This window comes from Hirschia sp. (assembly GCF_058892565.1).
In genome coordinates this window covers 1-13,885 of the sequence record NZ_JBZXVU010000035.1, presented here as the reverse complement: position 1 = coordinate 13,885, position 13,885 = coordinate 1, and the positions used below count along the sequence as shown (strand labels likewise).

19 protein-coding genes, 1 tRNA gene and 1 pseudogene are annotated in these 13,885 nt (G+C 47.7%); 4 read left to right on the top strand and 17 right to left on the bottom strand.

Going from position 1 to position 13,885, the window contains the following annotated elements:
- The 7 genes from infA to AC5EF3_RS13595 all read right to left on the bottom strand — a co-directional run.
- The coding region (gene infA / locus AC5EF3_RS13625) for a translation initiation factor IF-1 (RefSeq protein WP_493548443.1) at window positions 1-190 on the bottom strand (190 nt) is incomplete at its 3' end.
- Between the two features lie 75 nt (window positions 191-265).
- Complete coding sequence (locus tag AC5EF3_RS13620) at window positions 266-700, bottom strand: arsenate-mycothiol transferase ArsC (protein ID WP_015827605.1); 435 nt, start codon at window positions 698-700, stop codon at window positions 266-268.
- Window positions 700-1,182, bottom strand: a complete 483-nt coding sequence (locus AC5EF3_RS13615; protein ID WP_015827606.1) for a UPF0262 family protein — start codon at window positions 1,180-1,182, stop codon at window positions 700-702. The genes AC5EF3_RS13620 and AC5EF3_RS13615 overlap by 1 nt, the downstream gene beginning before the upstream one ends.
- A gap of 14 nt (window positions 1,183-1,196) precedes the next feature.
- Window positions 1,197-2,486, bottom strand: coding sequence for a histidinol dehydrogenase (hisD, locus tag AC5EF3_RS13610; RefSeq protein WP_493548442.1), 1,290 nt, complete (start codon window positions 2,484-2,486; stop codon window positions 1,197-1,199).
- Entirely contained in the window at window positions 2,486-2,947 is a 462-nt protein-coding gene (locus tag AC5EF3_RS13605; RefSeq protein ID WP_493548441.1) for a DUF2948 family protein, read from the bottom strand. Before AC5EF3_RS13605 ends, hisD begins: the two co-directional genes overlap by 1 nt.
- 72 nt (window positions 2,948-3,019) lie before the next feature.
- On the bottom strand, window positions 3,020-4,285 hold the full coding sequence (gene murA, locus AC5EF3_RS13600; protein ID WP_493548440.1) for a UDP-N-acetylglucosamine 1-carboxyvinyltransferase: 1,266 nt from the start codon (window positions 4,283-4,285) through the stop codon (window positions 3,020-3,022).
- A 51-nt stretch (window positions 4,286-4,336) separates the two neighbouring features.
- Window positions 4,337-4,504 carry a hypothetical protein gene (locus AC5EF3_RS13595; RefSeq protein ID WP_015827610.1) on the bottom strand — a complete coding sequence of 56 codons (168 nt, stop codon included), beginning with the start codon at window positions 4,502-4,504 and terminating at the stop codon, window positions 4,337-4,339.
- Between the two features lie 98 nt (window positions 4,505-4,602).
- On the opposite strand from AC5EF3_RS13595, the gene AC5EF3_RS13590 reads away from it, so the two are divergent.
- Window positions 4,603-4,677: transfer RNA gene (locus tag AC5EF3_RS13590), tRNA-Thr, on the top strand.
- Between the two features lie 544 nt (window positions 4,678-5,221).
- On the opposite strand, the pseudogene AC5EF3_RS13585 reads toward AC5EF3_RS13590, so the two are convergent.
- The 6 genes and pseudogenes from AC5EF3_RS13585 to AC5EF3_RS13560 all read right to left on the bottom strand — a co-directional run.
- Window positions 5,222-6,250: pseudogene (locus AC5EF3_RS13585) on the bottom strand (recombinase family protein); the annotation flags it as partial.
- Entirely contained in the window at window positions 6,247-6,615 is a 369-nt protein-coding gene (locus AC5EF3_RS13580; protein ID WP_493548439.1) for a hypothetical protein, read from the bottom strand. The pseudogene AC5EF3_RS13585 and the gene AC5EF3_RS13580, both read right to left, overlap by 4 nt.
- A gap of 157 nt (window positions 6,616-6,772) precedes the next feature.
- Window positions 6,773-7,126, bottom strand: a complete 354-nt coding sequence (locus tag AC5EF3_RS13575) for a hypothetical protein (protein WP_493548438.1) — start codon at window positions 7,124-7,126, stop codon at window positions 6,773-6,775.
- Window positions 7,127-7,229: 103 nt separating this feature from the next.
- Window positions 7,230-8,861 carry a type IV secretory system conjugative DNA transfer family protein gene (locus tag AC5EF3_RS13570; RefSeq protein WP_493548437.1) on the bottom strand — a complete coding sequence of 544 codons (1,632 nt, stop codon included), beginning with the start codon at window positions 8,859-8,861 and terminating at the stop codon, window positions 7,230-7,232.
- A gap of 9 nt (window positions 8,862-8,870) precedes the next feature.
- Entirely contained in the window at window positions 8,871-9,146 is a 276-nt protein-coding gene (locus AC5EF3_RS13565; protein ID WP_493548436.1) for a hypothetical protein, read from the bottom strand.
- A 48-nt stretch (window positions 9,147-9,194) separates the two neighbouring features.
- Window positions 9,195-9,698: a hypothetical protein gene (locus AC5EF3_RS13560; RefSeq protein WP_493548435.1), complete on the bottom strand. Its 504-nt coding sequence runs from the start codon at window positions 9,696-9,698 to the stop codon at window positions 9,195-9,197.
- A gap of 248 nt (window positions 9,699-9,946) precedes the next feature.
- Here AC5EF3_RS13560 and AC5EF3_RS13555 point away from each other — a divergent pair, with 248 nt between their 5' ends.
- A complete protein-coding gene (locus AC5EF3_RS13555) occupies window positions 9,947-10,096 on the top strand; it encodes a hypothetical protein (protein ID WP_493548434.1) in 150 nt (49 codons plus the stop codon).
- A gap of 50 nt (window positions 10,097-10,146) precedes the next feature.
- Window positions 10,147-10,917 (top strand): hypothetical protein, encoded by a 771-nt coding sequence (locus AC5EF3_RS13550; RefSeq protein ID WP_493548433.1) that lies wholly within the window; start codon window positions 10,147-10,149, stop codon window positions 10,915-10,917.
- Window positions 10,918-10,931: 14 nt separating this feature from the next.
- Here AC5EF3_RS13550 and AC5EF3_RS13545 read toward each other — a convergent pair whose 3' ends face one another.
- Together AC5EF3_RS13545 and AC5EF3_RS13540 are read right to left on the bottom strand one after the other, a co-directional pair.
- A complete protein-coding gene (locus AC5EF3_RS13545; RefSeq protein WP_493548432.1) occupies window positions 10,932-11,120 on the bottom strand; it encodes a hypothetical protein in 189 nt (62 codons plus the stop codon).
- Window positions 11,121-11,203: 83 nt separating this feature from the next.
- Window positions 11,204-11,677 carry a recombinase family protein gene (locus AC5EF3_RS13540; protein ID WP_493548431.1) on the bottom strand — a complete coding sequence of 158 codons (474 nt, stop codon included), beginning with the start codon at window positions 11,675-11,677 and terminating at the stop codon, window positions 11,204-11,206.
- Between the two features lie 274 nt (window positions 11,678-11,951).
- Between AC5EF3_RS13540 and AC5EF3_RS13535 the strand changes: the two genes are divergently transcribed.
- Window positions 11,952-12,524, top strand: a complete 573-nt coding sequence (locus tag AC5EF3_RS13535; RefSeq protein WP_493548430.1) for a hypothetical protein — start codon at window positions 11,952-11,954, stop codon at window positions 12,522-12,524.
- Here the strand turns inward: AC5EF3_RS13535 and AC5EF3_RS13530 are convergent.
- Both AC5EF3_RS13530 and AC5EF3_RS13525 read right to left on the bottom strand, forming a co-directional pair.
- On the bottom strand, window positions 12,516-13,511 hold the full coding sequence (locus AC5EF3_RS13530) for a hypothetical protein (RefSeq protein ID WP_493548429.1): 996 nt from the start codon (window positions 13,509-13,511) through the stop codon (window positions 12,516-12,518). The genes AC5EF3_RS13535 and AC5EF3_RS13530 overlap by 9 nt on opposite strands.
- A gap of 153 nt (window positions 13,512-13,664) precedes the next feature.
- Window positions 13,665-13,885, bottom strand: a 221-nt coding sequence (locus AC5EF3_RS13525) for a hypothetical protein (RefSeq protein ID WP_493548428.1), incomplete at its 5' end; no start/stop codon positions are given.

Sequence of the window (13,885 nt, the reverse complement as noted above, 5' to 3'; positions counted from 1 at the left end):
TAGTCAGGTCATATGGTGTCATCTCCACAAGCACTTTGTCGCCTGTTAGGACACGAATACGGTTCTTACGCATCTTACCCGCAGTGTGGGCAATGATTTCGTGGTCGTTTTCCAATTTCACACGGAAAGTTGCATTCGGTAGCAATTCCACAATCGTTCCGGAAAATTCCAATAATTCTTCTTTCGCCATATACTCCTCGATCGGCTACGCGAATTACAGTTTAATTCGCATTCTATATTTAGGGTCTTATAATCAGAAATTCATCTATTTAGCGAATCTATCTTTAATCTTCGCTAGCAATTGATCCCTAACTTCACGATACGCTTCCATTTTACGGTCTCGCGAACCCGTTGTTGAAGTAGCGTCGTATGTCGGCCAGAACTCAATGTCCACTGATTCTGTGCGAGTTTCTTCAATTGCAAAAAGATGCGCTTCCTCTGAAAGCGCAATAATCAGATCAAAACTACCCTCATTCATGTCTGATAATGCTCTAGGGGAATGATGTGAAACATCAATTCCAACTTCTTTCATCGCAGCAATTACGAACACGTCGGGCTCACCGCCCATATGAACTCCCGCAGATTGAACATATTTCTGACGCCCACAAATACCTTTTAATAGTGCTTCAGCCATAATCGAACGCACAGCATTGTAAGTACAAACAAACAAAACGGACTGAATGTCCGCATCACTAGCCATTACACGGGACCACCCTTTTGGTGCAAAGCGCAAATTAATGTAAATAAACGACGAGAAGTATCAAAATCGAGTACAACTTTGCCTTCAAGTCTTTGGGATAACAACTCAGACCCCTCATTATGAAGGCTGCGTCGTCCCATATCAATTGCCTCTATTCTCAATGGTGATGAAGAACGAATTGCATCATGATAACTTTGGCAAATCTGAAAATAATCTTTGATAATCCGCTTAAACGGCATCAAAGACATAATAAACTTCATTTCTTCTGCACTAGGGTTGCGAATGGCAAACACCAGTTTTTGATCCATCAAGGAAAGAGTGACATCATAAGGACCTGAAGGATCAACACCCTCAACCTTGAAGTAGTTATTTTCAATCAAATCGAAAATAGCGACCCGCCGCTCATGCTCTGCGTCTGGGCCAGCAGCTGATAAAGTTTCATCGTCTAAGTGAATAGACGCTATTTTATTTTTTTCATCCATTATCTCGCTCGCTATCAATTCTTGCGAATAGACACAGATTTTGCGTGTGCCGGCAAGCCTTCAGCAATAGCTAAAGTTTCAGCAGCTTCCGACAAAGCAGCAAAAGCTTCAACACTTATCCGCTGAATCGATGTTCTTTTCATGAAATCAAGGGATGAAAGCCCTGAAGAAAACCGCGCAGCACCAGAAGTTGGCAATACGTGATTCGAACCAGTCACATAATCTCCCAATGCCTCGGGACCATACCGGCCTACAAACATTGCACCCGCATGACGTACCGAATCAACAAGCTCTTCAGGATCATCAACTGCAAACTCAACATGTTCCGGCGCAATTATATCAACAAGCTGAGCCGCTCTATCCATTGGAGCGATTACGATTGCACAATGATTTTCCCAAGCTGTTGTTGCTGTTGCTTGGGTGGAAAGGGATTCCAACTGCTCTTTTATAGCAATTTCGACCTTATCTGCAAAACCTTGATCCGATGTAATCAAAATAGATTGTGCAGCCGGATCATGCTCACATTGAGAGAGAAGGTCGGCTGCAATCCAAGTCGGATCGTTTTTACCATCAGCAACGACAGTGATCTCTGACGGACCAGCGATTGTATCAATACCGACATCTCCAAACACAATTCTTTTTGCTGCTGCAACAAATGCATTTCCTGGGCCCACAATCTTATCAACCGGCAAAAGCGGACCTGCGCCATAGGCTAGGGCCGCAACTGCTTGAGCACCGCCGATAGGATAAAATTCGGTAATTCCAACGGTCAGCGCCGCATACGCTACGGCTGGATTTAAGTTTCCCTCTGGTGCGGGTGCAACCATCACCATGCGCTTCACACCAGCAACTTTTGCTGGGATCGCATTCATCAAGACTGAACTGGGATAACTTGCCCGCCCGCCCGGCACGTATAAACCAACTGCATCAATCGGCCCCCAACGCCACGCCATATCAACGCCGTCATCATCAACAAAGCGGTGATCTGAAGGCATCTGTTGAGCATGATAGTATTCGATACGTTTGGCAGCAAACTTTATGGCTGCTTTCACATTTTCAGGACATTTTGAGGCAAGTGCTTCCAAATCAACTTGAGAACTTGCTAGCGTTGAAACATTCAGATCCAATTTATCAAATTTAGTTGTGTATTCAACAACGGCTACTGCACCTCTGTTTTTTACATCATCAACGATATTCGCCGCGACAGAAACATCCAAAGAACCGCCGCCGCGTGGTTCTTTCATGAAGGCTTTAAAACCGTCAAAATCTGTAGCGTTTTCTAGTATATTAAATCGGCGAGCCATTATGTCTTAGCTTTCTTAGCGGCAATCTTGTGTTTAGGCTTCTTCAATGTCGGCCATGAGGTATCAGAGTCTATTAAAGATAAGTCGACACATTCAACTTCCAACTCTATTTCAACATTATTTGCAAACTGCAAATTAACGACACCATTTGGTTGCTCTTCTTCACCTTTAAAAACAATTGCCAACAAAGAAATGACTGCATCAGACGATTGTTGAGGTAGATTACGCGCTCTCACATTCAAAACACCATCTACAGCCAACAATGAACGAGTTCGAAAATACGGCTTTTTTGAGTTGGGCAACTCCCAATTAAAGCGGTTCATTTCAATAGAAAAGCGATGAAGTTTCTTCTCAAAAGATAGGCCGTTTATCTTCGCAACCCCATCCTGTGTAATGGAAGAAATGATCTCAACACCTTCAGCATCCTCGGCATATAACCTGAGAGGTGATGGTTTTTTCATCGTGCTTTCCAGTTCATCTGCTCACTTAATGGTGGCTGCTCTTAAAACGCTTCAGATTGTTTCGATGACTATCTACTCAACAGCCCGAACAACCTTACCACCACAAGCTTCCAATTTCTCTTCAAGTCGCTCAAACCCTCTGTCCAAATGATAAACACGACTAACCGTCGTCTCACCATCTGCCACAAGTCCAGCAATGACCAATGACACAGACGCACGCAAATCAGTTGCCATAACAGGGGCAGCTTTTAGCTTCTCCACACCTGTCACAACCGCTTCATTACCCTTCACCTGAATCTTTGCTCCTAAACGCGACAATTCCGGCACATGCATAAAGCGATTTTCAAAAATGTTCTCTGTAATGGTAGAAACGCCATCAGCAGTGCTCATCAAAGCCATAAACTGAGCTTGAAGGTCAGTTGGAAATCCGGGGTGAGGTGCGGTCACAACATTTACAGCCTTTAATCGCCCTTCACCGCGTTTAATTCTCAAGCCTTCAGCTTCAGGCTTTGCTGAAACACCTGCTTTTTCAAGGTGTTCAATCATTGCCGCAAGCCCCTCAACAGGTGCGTCTTTCAATAAGACATCCCCACCTGTTGCCGCAACAGCCATAGCATAAGTACCCGCTTCGATACGGTCAGCCATAACAAGGTGCTTGTGTCCATGCAGCTTTTCAACACCTTCAATTGTAATCGTGCTTGTTCCTGCACCAGACACATTTGCGCCCATTGCATTCAAACAAGAAGCAAGATCTTGAATCTCCGGTTCACACGCTGCGTTTTTTATCCGTGTTGTGCCTTTTGCCAAAGTTGCCGCCAACATTGTGTGTTCAGTTGCACCAACGGAAGGGAAAGGCAGCTCAATATCAGCGCCTTTGAGTCCGCGAATCGCTGCTGCTTTGACATATCCCTGCTCAATAACGAGATCCGCACCCATAGCCTCAAAAGCTTTTAAGTGTAAATCCACGGGCCTAGCGCCAATCGCACACCCGCCGGGTAAAGACACAGTAGCATGCCCCTCACGCGCCAGAAGCGGCCCCAAAACATTAAAACTCGCACGCATTTTACGCACCTGCTCATAAGGCGCGATCGTAGTTTTTAAAGTGGCAGCGTTGAGATGACAGGTATTCTCGCCCTTGGGCCAATACACTTCGACACCTAATGACGCCAATAATTCAGATAAAAAACGCGTATCCGCCAAATTTGGCATCCGAGACAAAACCAATGGTTCATCAGTCAAAAGACATGCTGCCATTAGTTTAAGCGCTGAATTTTTGGCTCCTGAGATGACTATCTCACCATTTAAGGGGCCATTTCCGGTAATTACTAATTTGTCCATAGGGGACGAAAGCCTAGATTAAAGGCGCAAACAAGGCGCAGTTTGGGAATTTTATTCTTCGTGATTTTCCGAGGTAGGCGGAGAATCAGTTTGAACACTCTTTTTTTTCTTCTTTACCGCTTTTCGACGTCGAAGGTTAGCGCGCAATGCTGCTGACAACCGCTCTTCACGCGTTTCTTTAGGGTATTTTTTTGTCGGTTTTTCAATTTTATCGGTCATGATTGAACTCTCATAGCCATCTTAGGTCTTTTCTTCAATGACTAGATCGGCTATGCGGATCCCTCGCTGCGGCTATTTTGGCTGCATTCGCGATATTTGCCGTCGTAGCTCAGTGGTAGAGCGCATCCTTGGTAAGGCTGAGGTCGGGAGTTCAATTCTCCCCGACGGCACCATTCCTTCCGCAAAAGCGAATTCAGGGCGTGAGGTCATAATATCTTCTCCTAATTGTTTGATATGATTAAATAATTTAAACGGCGCTGTCGTTTCAGGGTGTTTAATACCGCGCCCTTTCAAATAACTCAGATGAGTGCTGAAGGTCAGCCTAAGCACCAACCTACGCAACTCCAAAACCTTTGAATCCCATAGACTTTTTGGCGCTGACACATACCTTAAGGCGTGTTCAATCAAACTCTCTAATGGCATTGACGGTTTGTTGGTTTGAGCTGCTTTTTCCAACATTACGAGCTTCCGCTTTTCGGCTTCTAAGATTTTATCTTCATAAGCCTTAATCACGCGCGGGTTAGTTGATTCTACAATTCTATCGACCAAGTCACTGATTTGAGCCTCACAGGCTTCAGCTTCTGCTCGAAACGCCAATGCTGTCTCCTCAGCACGCGCAAGGCGCTGATTCCAACAATTAATTAGCATGGCCTTTGCTATGCTAACGAGCTCAGGTGTGGGCTGAAGCTCACCCAGTAGTTCCCCGAACTCTCCTTCGAGCTTATCGCGAGGGATCGTTTTAGATTTTTGATCGCAATCACGGTTCACACAGAAATAATACGGATATTTTTTCCTCTTACCTTTACACCAGCCACCTGTCAGATGATATCCGCAGCCCCCGCATTTTACAGCACCACGCAATGCAAAGTCTGCATGCGTATCAACGCGCGTTGGTGCATAAACACCCTCTTTGAGCTTTCTCTGGATCTTCTCATAAGTGGCCACTGAAATTAGGCCTTCATGTTGTCCATCTCGAAGAGACACACCCCATGCTTTTGAGGCTACCAATCCGGCATAAACCTCTTTGCCTAAAAAGCGCGTTACGGTCTGAGGCCGCAACGTGCCGTTTGGTTTGTCTTTGGGAAATTCAGGTTGAGCTTCCAGCCAACGCAGCACTTCAGTTTGTGACGCGAAACGATTACTCGCAAAACCTTCCAAGGCCTCGGCGCAAATAGACGCAAGAGGCTCATCTCGCACTAGAGTTTTTCCGCCACCTTTGCATGGCACGTATTTCATACCAACAGGTACGCGGAATACCCAAAATCCTTTTTCAACACGGGCTATCATCTTCTGGCGAACTTGCCGAGAATTTTGCTCCCGCTCTAACTGCCCTTGCGCAGCAAGGATCGTTTCAATGAAGGTTCCTTCAGGGCTTTCTTCAAACTTAAAGTTTAAAGACTCAACCGTTGCCTTGCGAGATGACAGCTCTTGCCTAAGCGCAATATGGGCCGATGTATCTCTCGCAAGCCTTTTGAGGTCATCAAAAATAACGACATATTCTTTTCCGCTGGCAGCTTGAGCATCAAGATAAGATAGCAGCGCAACCATACCAGGGCGCTTGAGATAATCTCCGCCACCCGTGATTGAGTCTGGAAAAACCGCCTCAACCTCATAGCCTTTTTGTGCAGCATACTGACGACATCGATGCTCTTGGCTATTCAAGCCATCCCCATCAGACGCCTGCTTTAAAGAAGAGATTCTGCAGTAAATGATTGCCGTTTTTTGTGTGATAGTTTGGTGGGTCATGTTTTGACTCCTTCCCCTGCAACATCCTTATCGGAGCGTGCAGCATTTTCAATGCGTTCATTAAAATTGTGATGAGAAGAGTATACATGATCACGCAACGCATTGGCTGAAGTGTCCGTATCTTTTGTTGCTTGTCCACAAGCAGGAGCTTTCAAAGAAAAACCCAGATCAACAAAGCTCGCCATAATGGCATATAAAGACCGCAGCAATTCCATTTTCTGAGCATCAGAAATGTCTGCATCTTCAAGTAAAGGCATATAGGCCTCTAAATCAAACCGAACAGTATTGGTTTGTTCTTGCGTATTTTGCCCCTCTATTGGCAATCTACTCTTATATTCCGGTGGTGTGGTCTTGGTTTCCTCCATGACTCGTCGTCCTTTGTGTTAGTCAGTTATATTTACATCCTCGTCCTTCCTTTACTTTCACCCAATTAAGCACCACGCTTAACAGGCAAGAACAAAAAGAGAACCTATACTCTAATTCAAATTTGAGCAAGGAAATTTTCGTCTTATTGCTCTTCGATTAGCGCGCTTGTCGTTCACGCTTTTGCGAGCGTCGCGTTCCCCGAGAAGGCTGGCGCTCTTCCTTGAAGCGCTCGCGCTGAATGTCGTCACGACTTTTCTCATCATCGTGCCAGTCTTCCGAGAACTCTGGCTGCACATCCTTCGTCTGCTCCTGACCACGCTCAAGGCGATGTTCTCGCTGACGCGCCACAATCTCCTGATGGGTTTCACGGGCAAGCTCGGAAACGCGCAGCAGGTCTTTAGCCGACAGCGTTGAGGTCTCTTGTGGCTTGCCCTGATCATCACGATAGAGCTTTGTGATCCGCGTATTGAACAGCGGGGCCGTATTCCCCCTCACTTCTCCATGAAGCACTGCGCAGATTACCGTCTCGCAGCACAATTTCCGGCGCTTTTGTCTCGTTCTGGTCTGGGTTTTGTCGTTGGGGCATATTGATCTCCTTCTGTGGTTGCTGGGCTTACAGGACGGGCCTAAAGCCCTCGACATAGTTCCATTGTCCGCTCTGGCTGTATTGCGGGTAATGGGCGAGCTGCGGGGGAACATCTTCGGTGATAATCCGCCGCATTTGCGGGCCTGAAGAGGTGGCGATCTCAACCTGATCCATCGGCGGATAATAGGGCGAACCAAGATAGCGTCCTGCCATGAACGGAACTTCGTAATAGGGATAGCGATCCGCATAAATCGCGCCCTCAACGCCATCCATGAACACATACATCTTGTTCGGCGGCATATTCAGGATTTCATCCGGCGTGCGCAGGTGACGTTGTTGCTTGGAGCGGATGCGTGAGGCGTGTTTGAAGTGATCCGCCCGTAATCCAGCGCTTAGAACATCTTCGCCTTCGAGCAAGCCAATCAGCGCTTCGTTGTAGTCCTGACGCGCTTTGGATTGCTGCGCAGTATCATCATATTCCAAAGTTTCTGAACCAATTCGACGGCTCAATGTGGTCGCCGACGGCATATCTCGGATACCGAAATACGCCTGGTACCCTGCGCTCCCAATCAAAATATTTTCGGCGTTCTCTCCTAGAGATTTCATCTGATATGTACTTTGCCAGATCGTCAGTGGCGTAACGCCCCATGAGCCTGCCCCGATGGTATAGGCATCAAGGATGAATTGCGCGGCACCAAGTTGAGCCGCTTCATCAATGATCCAATGTTGGCGAGGCGCAGACGGTGCAGCCGCCCGATAGGTTTTCGCGCTAAGAAACATTGCTTTGATGACAAGCGCCCATTGGCGAACATAGTCACCCTTGGGACAGAGATTGACCGCATAAAGCTGATTGTCTTCGCAGAGCTTGGAGAATGAAAAATTATAAGGCGGGCTGACAGACTCGCGCAAAGCGGGCGAGGATAAGCAGGCAAAGCTCTTACTCAGCTCGCCACATATCCCATCAAACCCGCCGCCTTCACGCGAGCGCAGCCCCGCGATTTCTTCTTCGCAGTCCCGCACATCCGAAAAACGTGAGCGGTTCATGGGAAAGGCCAACTCAGACAACCACTCATCGCCGCCTGCCGTAAATTGTGTAATCGCCCAATAAAGCCGATCCAGTCGCAACACGCCGTCAATCTCGACCAGAGTAAGGCAAATATTTTGCAGGAACCACCGCGCCCGTAATTCAAAGAAACGGGCTTGGGCGGCACCAGACAACGCCACCGCCATCTCACAGAACGCCGTCACATCGTCGATGAGATTGAGGCTGTCGATATGGATATAATCGAGCGGGTTGATCCGATGATATGGCAAGCCGTCGATCTTCGAGGGGTTCCAAACAATGTTATGCCGTCCTTCAACCGCCAGCAGATTGGCAATGAAGAAGGCCTCGGCCTTCACATCAAGAATGATGCGGTTGAGACGGCTTCCGCCCAGGCACAGATTACAGGCCAAATGTGTGGCCAACTTGCCGCATCGAGCCCCACCGACGATGACCTCGCCCGCTAAGCCCGAATATCCAAATGCGCGACCACCAAAGAAGCCGCCAAACCGAGACTGAGGACGAAAATCAAACGCTCCGGCTGCTTCGACCTCTTCTTCACTCGCGAGCTTCGCACTGCCATAGCGAAAATGCTCATTGTTAAAGCCGTAATTCATGCCCACCCCCTATCGCCGCATGAAGTGGCCAAGCATCAAGAGCTTGGGGAGGGTCTGAAACAACACCGCCAAGCCGAAGAAGCCGACCATCATGCACAGCAGGAAAACAGGAATGATGAGGTATCCCGCATCGACCGATGCATCGTGGAAGAACGTCTCCATGATCCAGCGGGAAATCCCAAAGACTTGGGGGTATCCCAAAACCATGATCAGGCCGGAGAGTGACAGCGCAAACCATCCGCCATCTCCGCGCGCCTTTCCAGACGCTGGTGCTTTACGCGCCATAACTGTCACTCCGTATAATGGGCGACGCCGTGCGCCGCCCTCTAAAATTTAAGCTGATTTGATCTTGCGATTTTTCCAAAGGCTCCAAGAGGCGCGAGCGAAAACCCCGAAGGCAATGAGGTGCCAGATGATAGAACTGGATGCATACATCTCATTCCCCGCGGCGACTTCCTGCCAGATTCCGCCAACATTCATAAGCGCTGTTAAACAGAGCGCGCCTGCCGAAACATAACCTTTGCGCTTAAGCATCAAGAAGGCCGGAAGCCAAACGACAACGCCGATAAACGCCAAATCCATCGGCCAAATTTCAGGCGTGCCGTAATACTCGTTCTGCCGTTGGAAGTCTAAGAATCCGTCTATCCCATAGACAGCCGCCATAATGGCTGCCTGTCCTACAGGATTACGAATAAAGGCCTTAAGTCCTCCCGAACTTGAGGAAGAAGCTACGCTAATAGAAGTGCCGCTTGCCGGAGCATCGGACTCTGAAATACGAGATTGAGTATGGTCGAATACACGACCTGTAGGGTTGAAGTGTTCGTTGGACAGTGGCATGGTTCCACTCCTTCTATAAGGTTTCTAGTCGAAATTTTTTGAGGGAAATGGCGGGGGACGAGTACCAGTCGTCTCCCCGTCAAATGCTATGGCTCTAGCGGTGACCCGTACCGTTGCAGGTCCGACAAGTTTGACTTGTCACCCCACCTCGATGGGCTACCGTTTCAAACCCTGTCCCATTGCATTTAAAGCAAGGAAGCGGTTTCTTTTGCGGCTTTGATTTAGTCTTAGTCTTTTTTGATCCGAACATGACGTTCTCCACTAAAGAACTCTATGGCGCACAGATGCATGAATTCAGCTTCCTACATCCGCCCATGAGTGGAGATCAGCCAAACATTCCTATTCACTCAATCACTGATTTGCTTAAGTACGCAGATCGCGCCAAATTACAGAAATAGAGAACGCAGTATGAATTCTTAGCAGTTAATCAAAGGGCTAATTGTTTATTATGAACCAAGCGACTGATCGTTTCCCGAACGCCAAAAAGGATCAAGATTTCTATTTAGAAATCTGGCGTCATAACCTTTGCGGCTTTTCCAATCGACAAATTGCTAAAGGTATGGGGACATCAGCACCCACTGTACGACGGGTATTAAACAAGATCCGCGCTGTGGATGCCCCGAAAGTTTATATCCTTCTGGCCAACAGCGCCCAAACAAATCAGGTTCCGAGCTTTCTAGCCTATGATCATTTCATCGCAACAATGTCTAAATTCTATCATGGTGGTCAGACTGTCGCCTTCTCAGACTACTTTTCTTGTTTGACCAAGTGTGACCTCCGAGGCCACCCAAGAGCCTTCATCAATAAGCATATCCGTTTGCACAGCGTTCAATTTCAAGGATATGAGCTGCAGTTTATTGAATATTTAGACCTAGAAGCAGCCAAGGCGGATTTCGACAAGTTCCGAAGCTGTCGATACTGCCCACTAAAGGCCTATAAAAACTCTGTAATGTCGACATTTCAGTCAGACCTTCACCTGTATGCATACATTATGCAGGAACTTGCCTCTATTCGAAAAAGGAAGTTGTCCGATCACGCTCTTATGAAGCTATGCTTTGAGGCTGGAACCACATTCATCATTCACGAGATTGTGTTGAGAGCAGGTCAGAAGGCCGCATTGCATGGGCAAAGCTCTACCGAGGCCTTAGAAGCGATGGAGCGCGCCTTTCTTGATCTGACACAGCAGTTATGGAGTGAGATATTGGTCGCAGCCAAGTAAAACTAGAAGTAAAGCTATAGGTCTAGTGAATCCGCATCCCGTGCTTCAGGCCACACCGGCTTACTCACAAGCGTAGATACGCCCCCTGGAATTTCTCTTTTACGCGGTGGAGGTGTAGGTTTTTCTTCGACGCTTGGCTTTAGCACACCATAATCGGCGGGAATTTCTCCAGCTTCTATGCGCTCTTGGAAATATTTAAACACTCCTGAAATCATTCTTTAAAATCGCATAAAACACTGTTTCTGTGCAATAAAATTCTCTATCTCAATGAAATATAAGGGCATTTTCACGCAAGCAACAATTCACGCGTACTCTTCTTTGGTCGCCCAGGATACCGCCCTTCGCTCGCCGCCACCGCCATACCTGCCAATGTGCGCTCGCGAATGATCTCGCGCTCAAGCTGCGCGACGGCAGCGAGGATATGAAACACAAACTCGCCCATCGCCGTTGAGGTGTCGATTTTTTCGGTCAGAAACTCAAACTTTGCGCCGCGCTCCTCCAGCACCGCATTCACCTCAATCAAATGCCGCAACGACCGCCCCATACGGTCCAACCGCCAAACAATCAGCTTATCACCCACCCCAATCTTACTCATCAATTCATCAAAAGCGGGCCTTGAAGCCTTAGAACCCGAAACACCGATATCACCTATGATTTCAACACACCCCGCCGCTTTCAATGCATCAATCTGGAGCTGCGGGTTTTGGTCATTTGTACTGACGCGGTAATAGCCATAGGCCTTGGTTTTAGAGGAAACCATACGAGCCGTTCCTTTCAAAGATGCGCAAAAGCCCGCACGCACATCGCGATACTGGCTGCACACCCCCTAAAAAAGGACCCTTTTTCTCAGACTTGCGCGGTTTCGATATGCTACGGCCCGCACTCATTAGTTAGTCGATACAAAACAACGACTTAATATATAATACGGAACGTAACACAAAAGATTATTGCCTTGCAAGAAAAAGGGTCCTTTTTCGAATGATTTGTTGAAAGGTTTCAAAGCATTAGCCCCGCGCAGCACAAGGTGAATTGTTATGAAGAATGCAGTTAAAGCAGGAATAGTCGGACTTTCAGCGCTTACGATGTCGTTTTCAGGGGCAGCGACCGCCGAAGACAATGCCGCTCTGACTAGCAGCTCTTCCATCACCCACAAACAAGAACTTGCACTTTTGGGGCAGGCTTCAGAAGACTCAAGTGCGCATGCCGAATCCGGCTTCAATATTGGCCTAATCTTACACATCGGCGATGACATCCCTCAAGAGCATCTACAAACCGTGGTCGATCACTTTGCTAATCGCTATCAGACGGCCTTGGATTCTAAATACCCCAACAGGGGATCCGCAGAAGTGTTTACCTCTCCAAACCCAGGTACCCGATCTTCAGGAATTACAATCAACATTGGAAACGATATTTTTCAGGTGGATAACGCTAAATACGGCCTACCAGAAGACCTTGATCCCGCTCTGTTAGACCAACAAACAGCAGATAGGGCAGCCGAAGATGTCGTAGCCTTGCTACCCATTGCTAAAGCCTTGCAGGCTCAGCGAGGTGCTGACCTAAGACAAACAGCCTCATTAGAGGGTTATACGCCAATTGGCCTAAATTAAAGATGGATCTACACCTACTGCGGGTGATGGGGCTTCTTCAGTAGGCTCGGGAGACGCAACTTCAATAACCTCCCCTGAAGCAGCCGGACTAAAAGAACGACTAAGGCCCAAATCACTCAAGAATGACGCAGAATTATCGGCTCTGTCAGCAACAGCGAAACCATCTTCCCGATGTCCGTCCTGCCCATTTCTAGCGACCTCTGATAGCTCTTCATTCACTATCGTGTTGCCAATAATGTGTGAAACAGTATAGTCGGGCTCCGTCGCAACTTGGGTTTCATGCTTTAACTTCGCCGTCGCACCGTCCACCTGCGCCCTTGCATCGATGCTTTCCGCCGTAGCAACAACCTCTCGGTAGCGTTTGTCGCGCATAATAATTTGCGCCGTCGGATCGTCTTTATATTCATTCTTCACACGCGGTTTGCCATCGGGGCCCAGCTCGAACATCTCCTCCGCCAACGCATCAAGAACGCGCCTGTGATAATCCACATCGCTTTCACCAGCGCGACGTTCCGGCATATCCTCACCAAGGATATCAGAAGCATATTCTTCAATTGGCTTACCTGTTGCGATTTCAATCTCATCAACACAAGCCGCGATTTCATCATCGCTCATATCACCAAAGACAACGTCACCGATATAATCACCGATATTGTCGTATCCAAGCATATAAAGGAAGTTGACCATGTCTGAGGACTTGCGGCGCGCTTCACGCTCTAACGCCGCGCGATCCACATGGCGTTTCGCCGCATCCTGTCCGCGATCCATATCATTTCGTGAACCATGAGAAAGAAGGATGTCGTTTTCATCTGCACGCGCAGTTACACCAGGCAAGGCGTTAATCATACGATCCAATTCAACCTGCGTTTCAGGGTCAACAAAACCACTCGGAGCAAACGCCGCCTTCACCGCCGGAAGCTCTGCCGCCGCAACGCGCAACGCATCAGCTCTGAATTCTTGAATCTTGTTTTCTCTTTGAAACGCCATGCGCCTCCCCACTACTTCCCTGTTTTTGGCCTCTTAGCGGGCCTACGGTTGTATAAAATTCAATTGCAACGTTAATTGTGCGCTGCAATAATTTCAAACCTACAAATATAATAGTGGAAGAAATTGAAAGGGTGATTAACTTTACATAAAATTTTATGTATTTGCGTCTTGAGTTTTTGACAGAACTTCTATGGCGATTCTCCAGTCCTCTTCAACAACACTTTTGGTTTTACCCAAGCGCCAGAAGTGTATGCGCTGTATCAGACGGGATAAATCACCCGGTCGAGCTATCCGTTTGGCCAGACCTCGAACTGTTGTACCTGTGCGTTCAAATTCAGAATTCAGAAATACGCGCATTTCGGGTGTAAGCGCAA

Bases quoted from the DNA above. Each gene is read 5' to 3' on its own strand.
- AC5EF3_RS13560 (WP_493548435.1), bottom strand. From the start codon at position 9,698: ATGCCACTGTCCAACGAACACTTCAACCCTACAGGTCGTGTATTCGAC.
- hisD (WP_493548442.1), bottom strand. From the start codon at position 2,486: ATGGCTCGCCGATTTAATATACTAGAAAACGCTACAGATTTTGACGGT.
- AC5EF3_RS13565 (WP_493548436.1), bottom strand. From the start codon at position 9,146: ATGGCGCGTAAAGCACCAGCGTCTGGAAAGGCGCGCGGAGATGGCGGA.
- AC5EF3_RS13605 (WP_493548441.1), bottom strand. From the start codon at position 2,947: ATGAAAAAACCATCACCTCTCAGGTTATATGCCGAGGATGCTGAAGGT.
- AC5EF3_RS13530 (WP_493548429.1), bottom strand. From the start codon at position 13,511: ATGGCGTTTCAAAGAGAAAACAAGATTCAAGAATTCAGAGCTGATGCG.
- AC5EF3_RS13615 (WP_015827606.1), bottom strand. From the start codon at position 1,182: ATGGATGAAAAAAATAAAATAGCGTCTATTCACTTAGACGATGAAACT.
- AC5EF3_RS13535 (WP_493548430.1), top strand. From the start codon at position 11,952: ATGAAGAATGCAGTTAAAGCAGGAATAGTCGGACTTTCAGCGCTTACG.
- AC5EF3_RS13620 (WP_015827605.1), bottom strand. From the start codon at position 700: ATGGCTAGTGATGCGGACATTCAGTCCGTTTTGTTTGTTTGTACTTAC.
- AC5EF3_RS13580 (WP_493548439.1), bottom strand. From the start codon at position 6,615: ATGGAGGAAACCAAGACCACACCACCGGAATATAAGAGTAGATTGCCA.
- AC5EF3_RS13595 (WP_015827610.1), bottom strand. From the start codon at position 4,504: ATGACCGATAAAATTGAAAAACCGACAAAAAAATACCCTAAAGAAACG.
- AC5EF3_RS13540 (WP_493548431.1), bottom strand. From the start codon at position 11,677: ATGGTTTCCTCTAAAACCAAGGCCTATGGCTATTACCGCGTCAGTACA.
- AC5EF3_RS13570 (WP_493548437.1), bottom strand. From the start codon at position 8,861: ATGAATTACGGCTTTAACAATGAGCATTTTCGCTATGGCAGTGCGAAG.
- AC5EF3_RS13555 (WP_493548434.1), top strand. From the start codon at position 9,947: ATGACGTTCTCCACTAAAGAACTCTATGGCGCACAGATGCATGAATTC.
- AC5EF3_RS13550 (WP_493548433.1), top strand. From the start codon at position 10,147: ATGAACCAAGCGACTGATCGTTTCCCGAACGCCAAAAAGGATCAAGAT.
- murA (WP_493548440.1), bottom strand. From the start codon at position 4,285: ATGGACAAATTAGTAATTACCGGAAATGGCCCCTTAAATGGTGAGATA.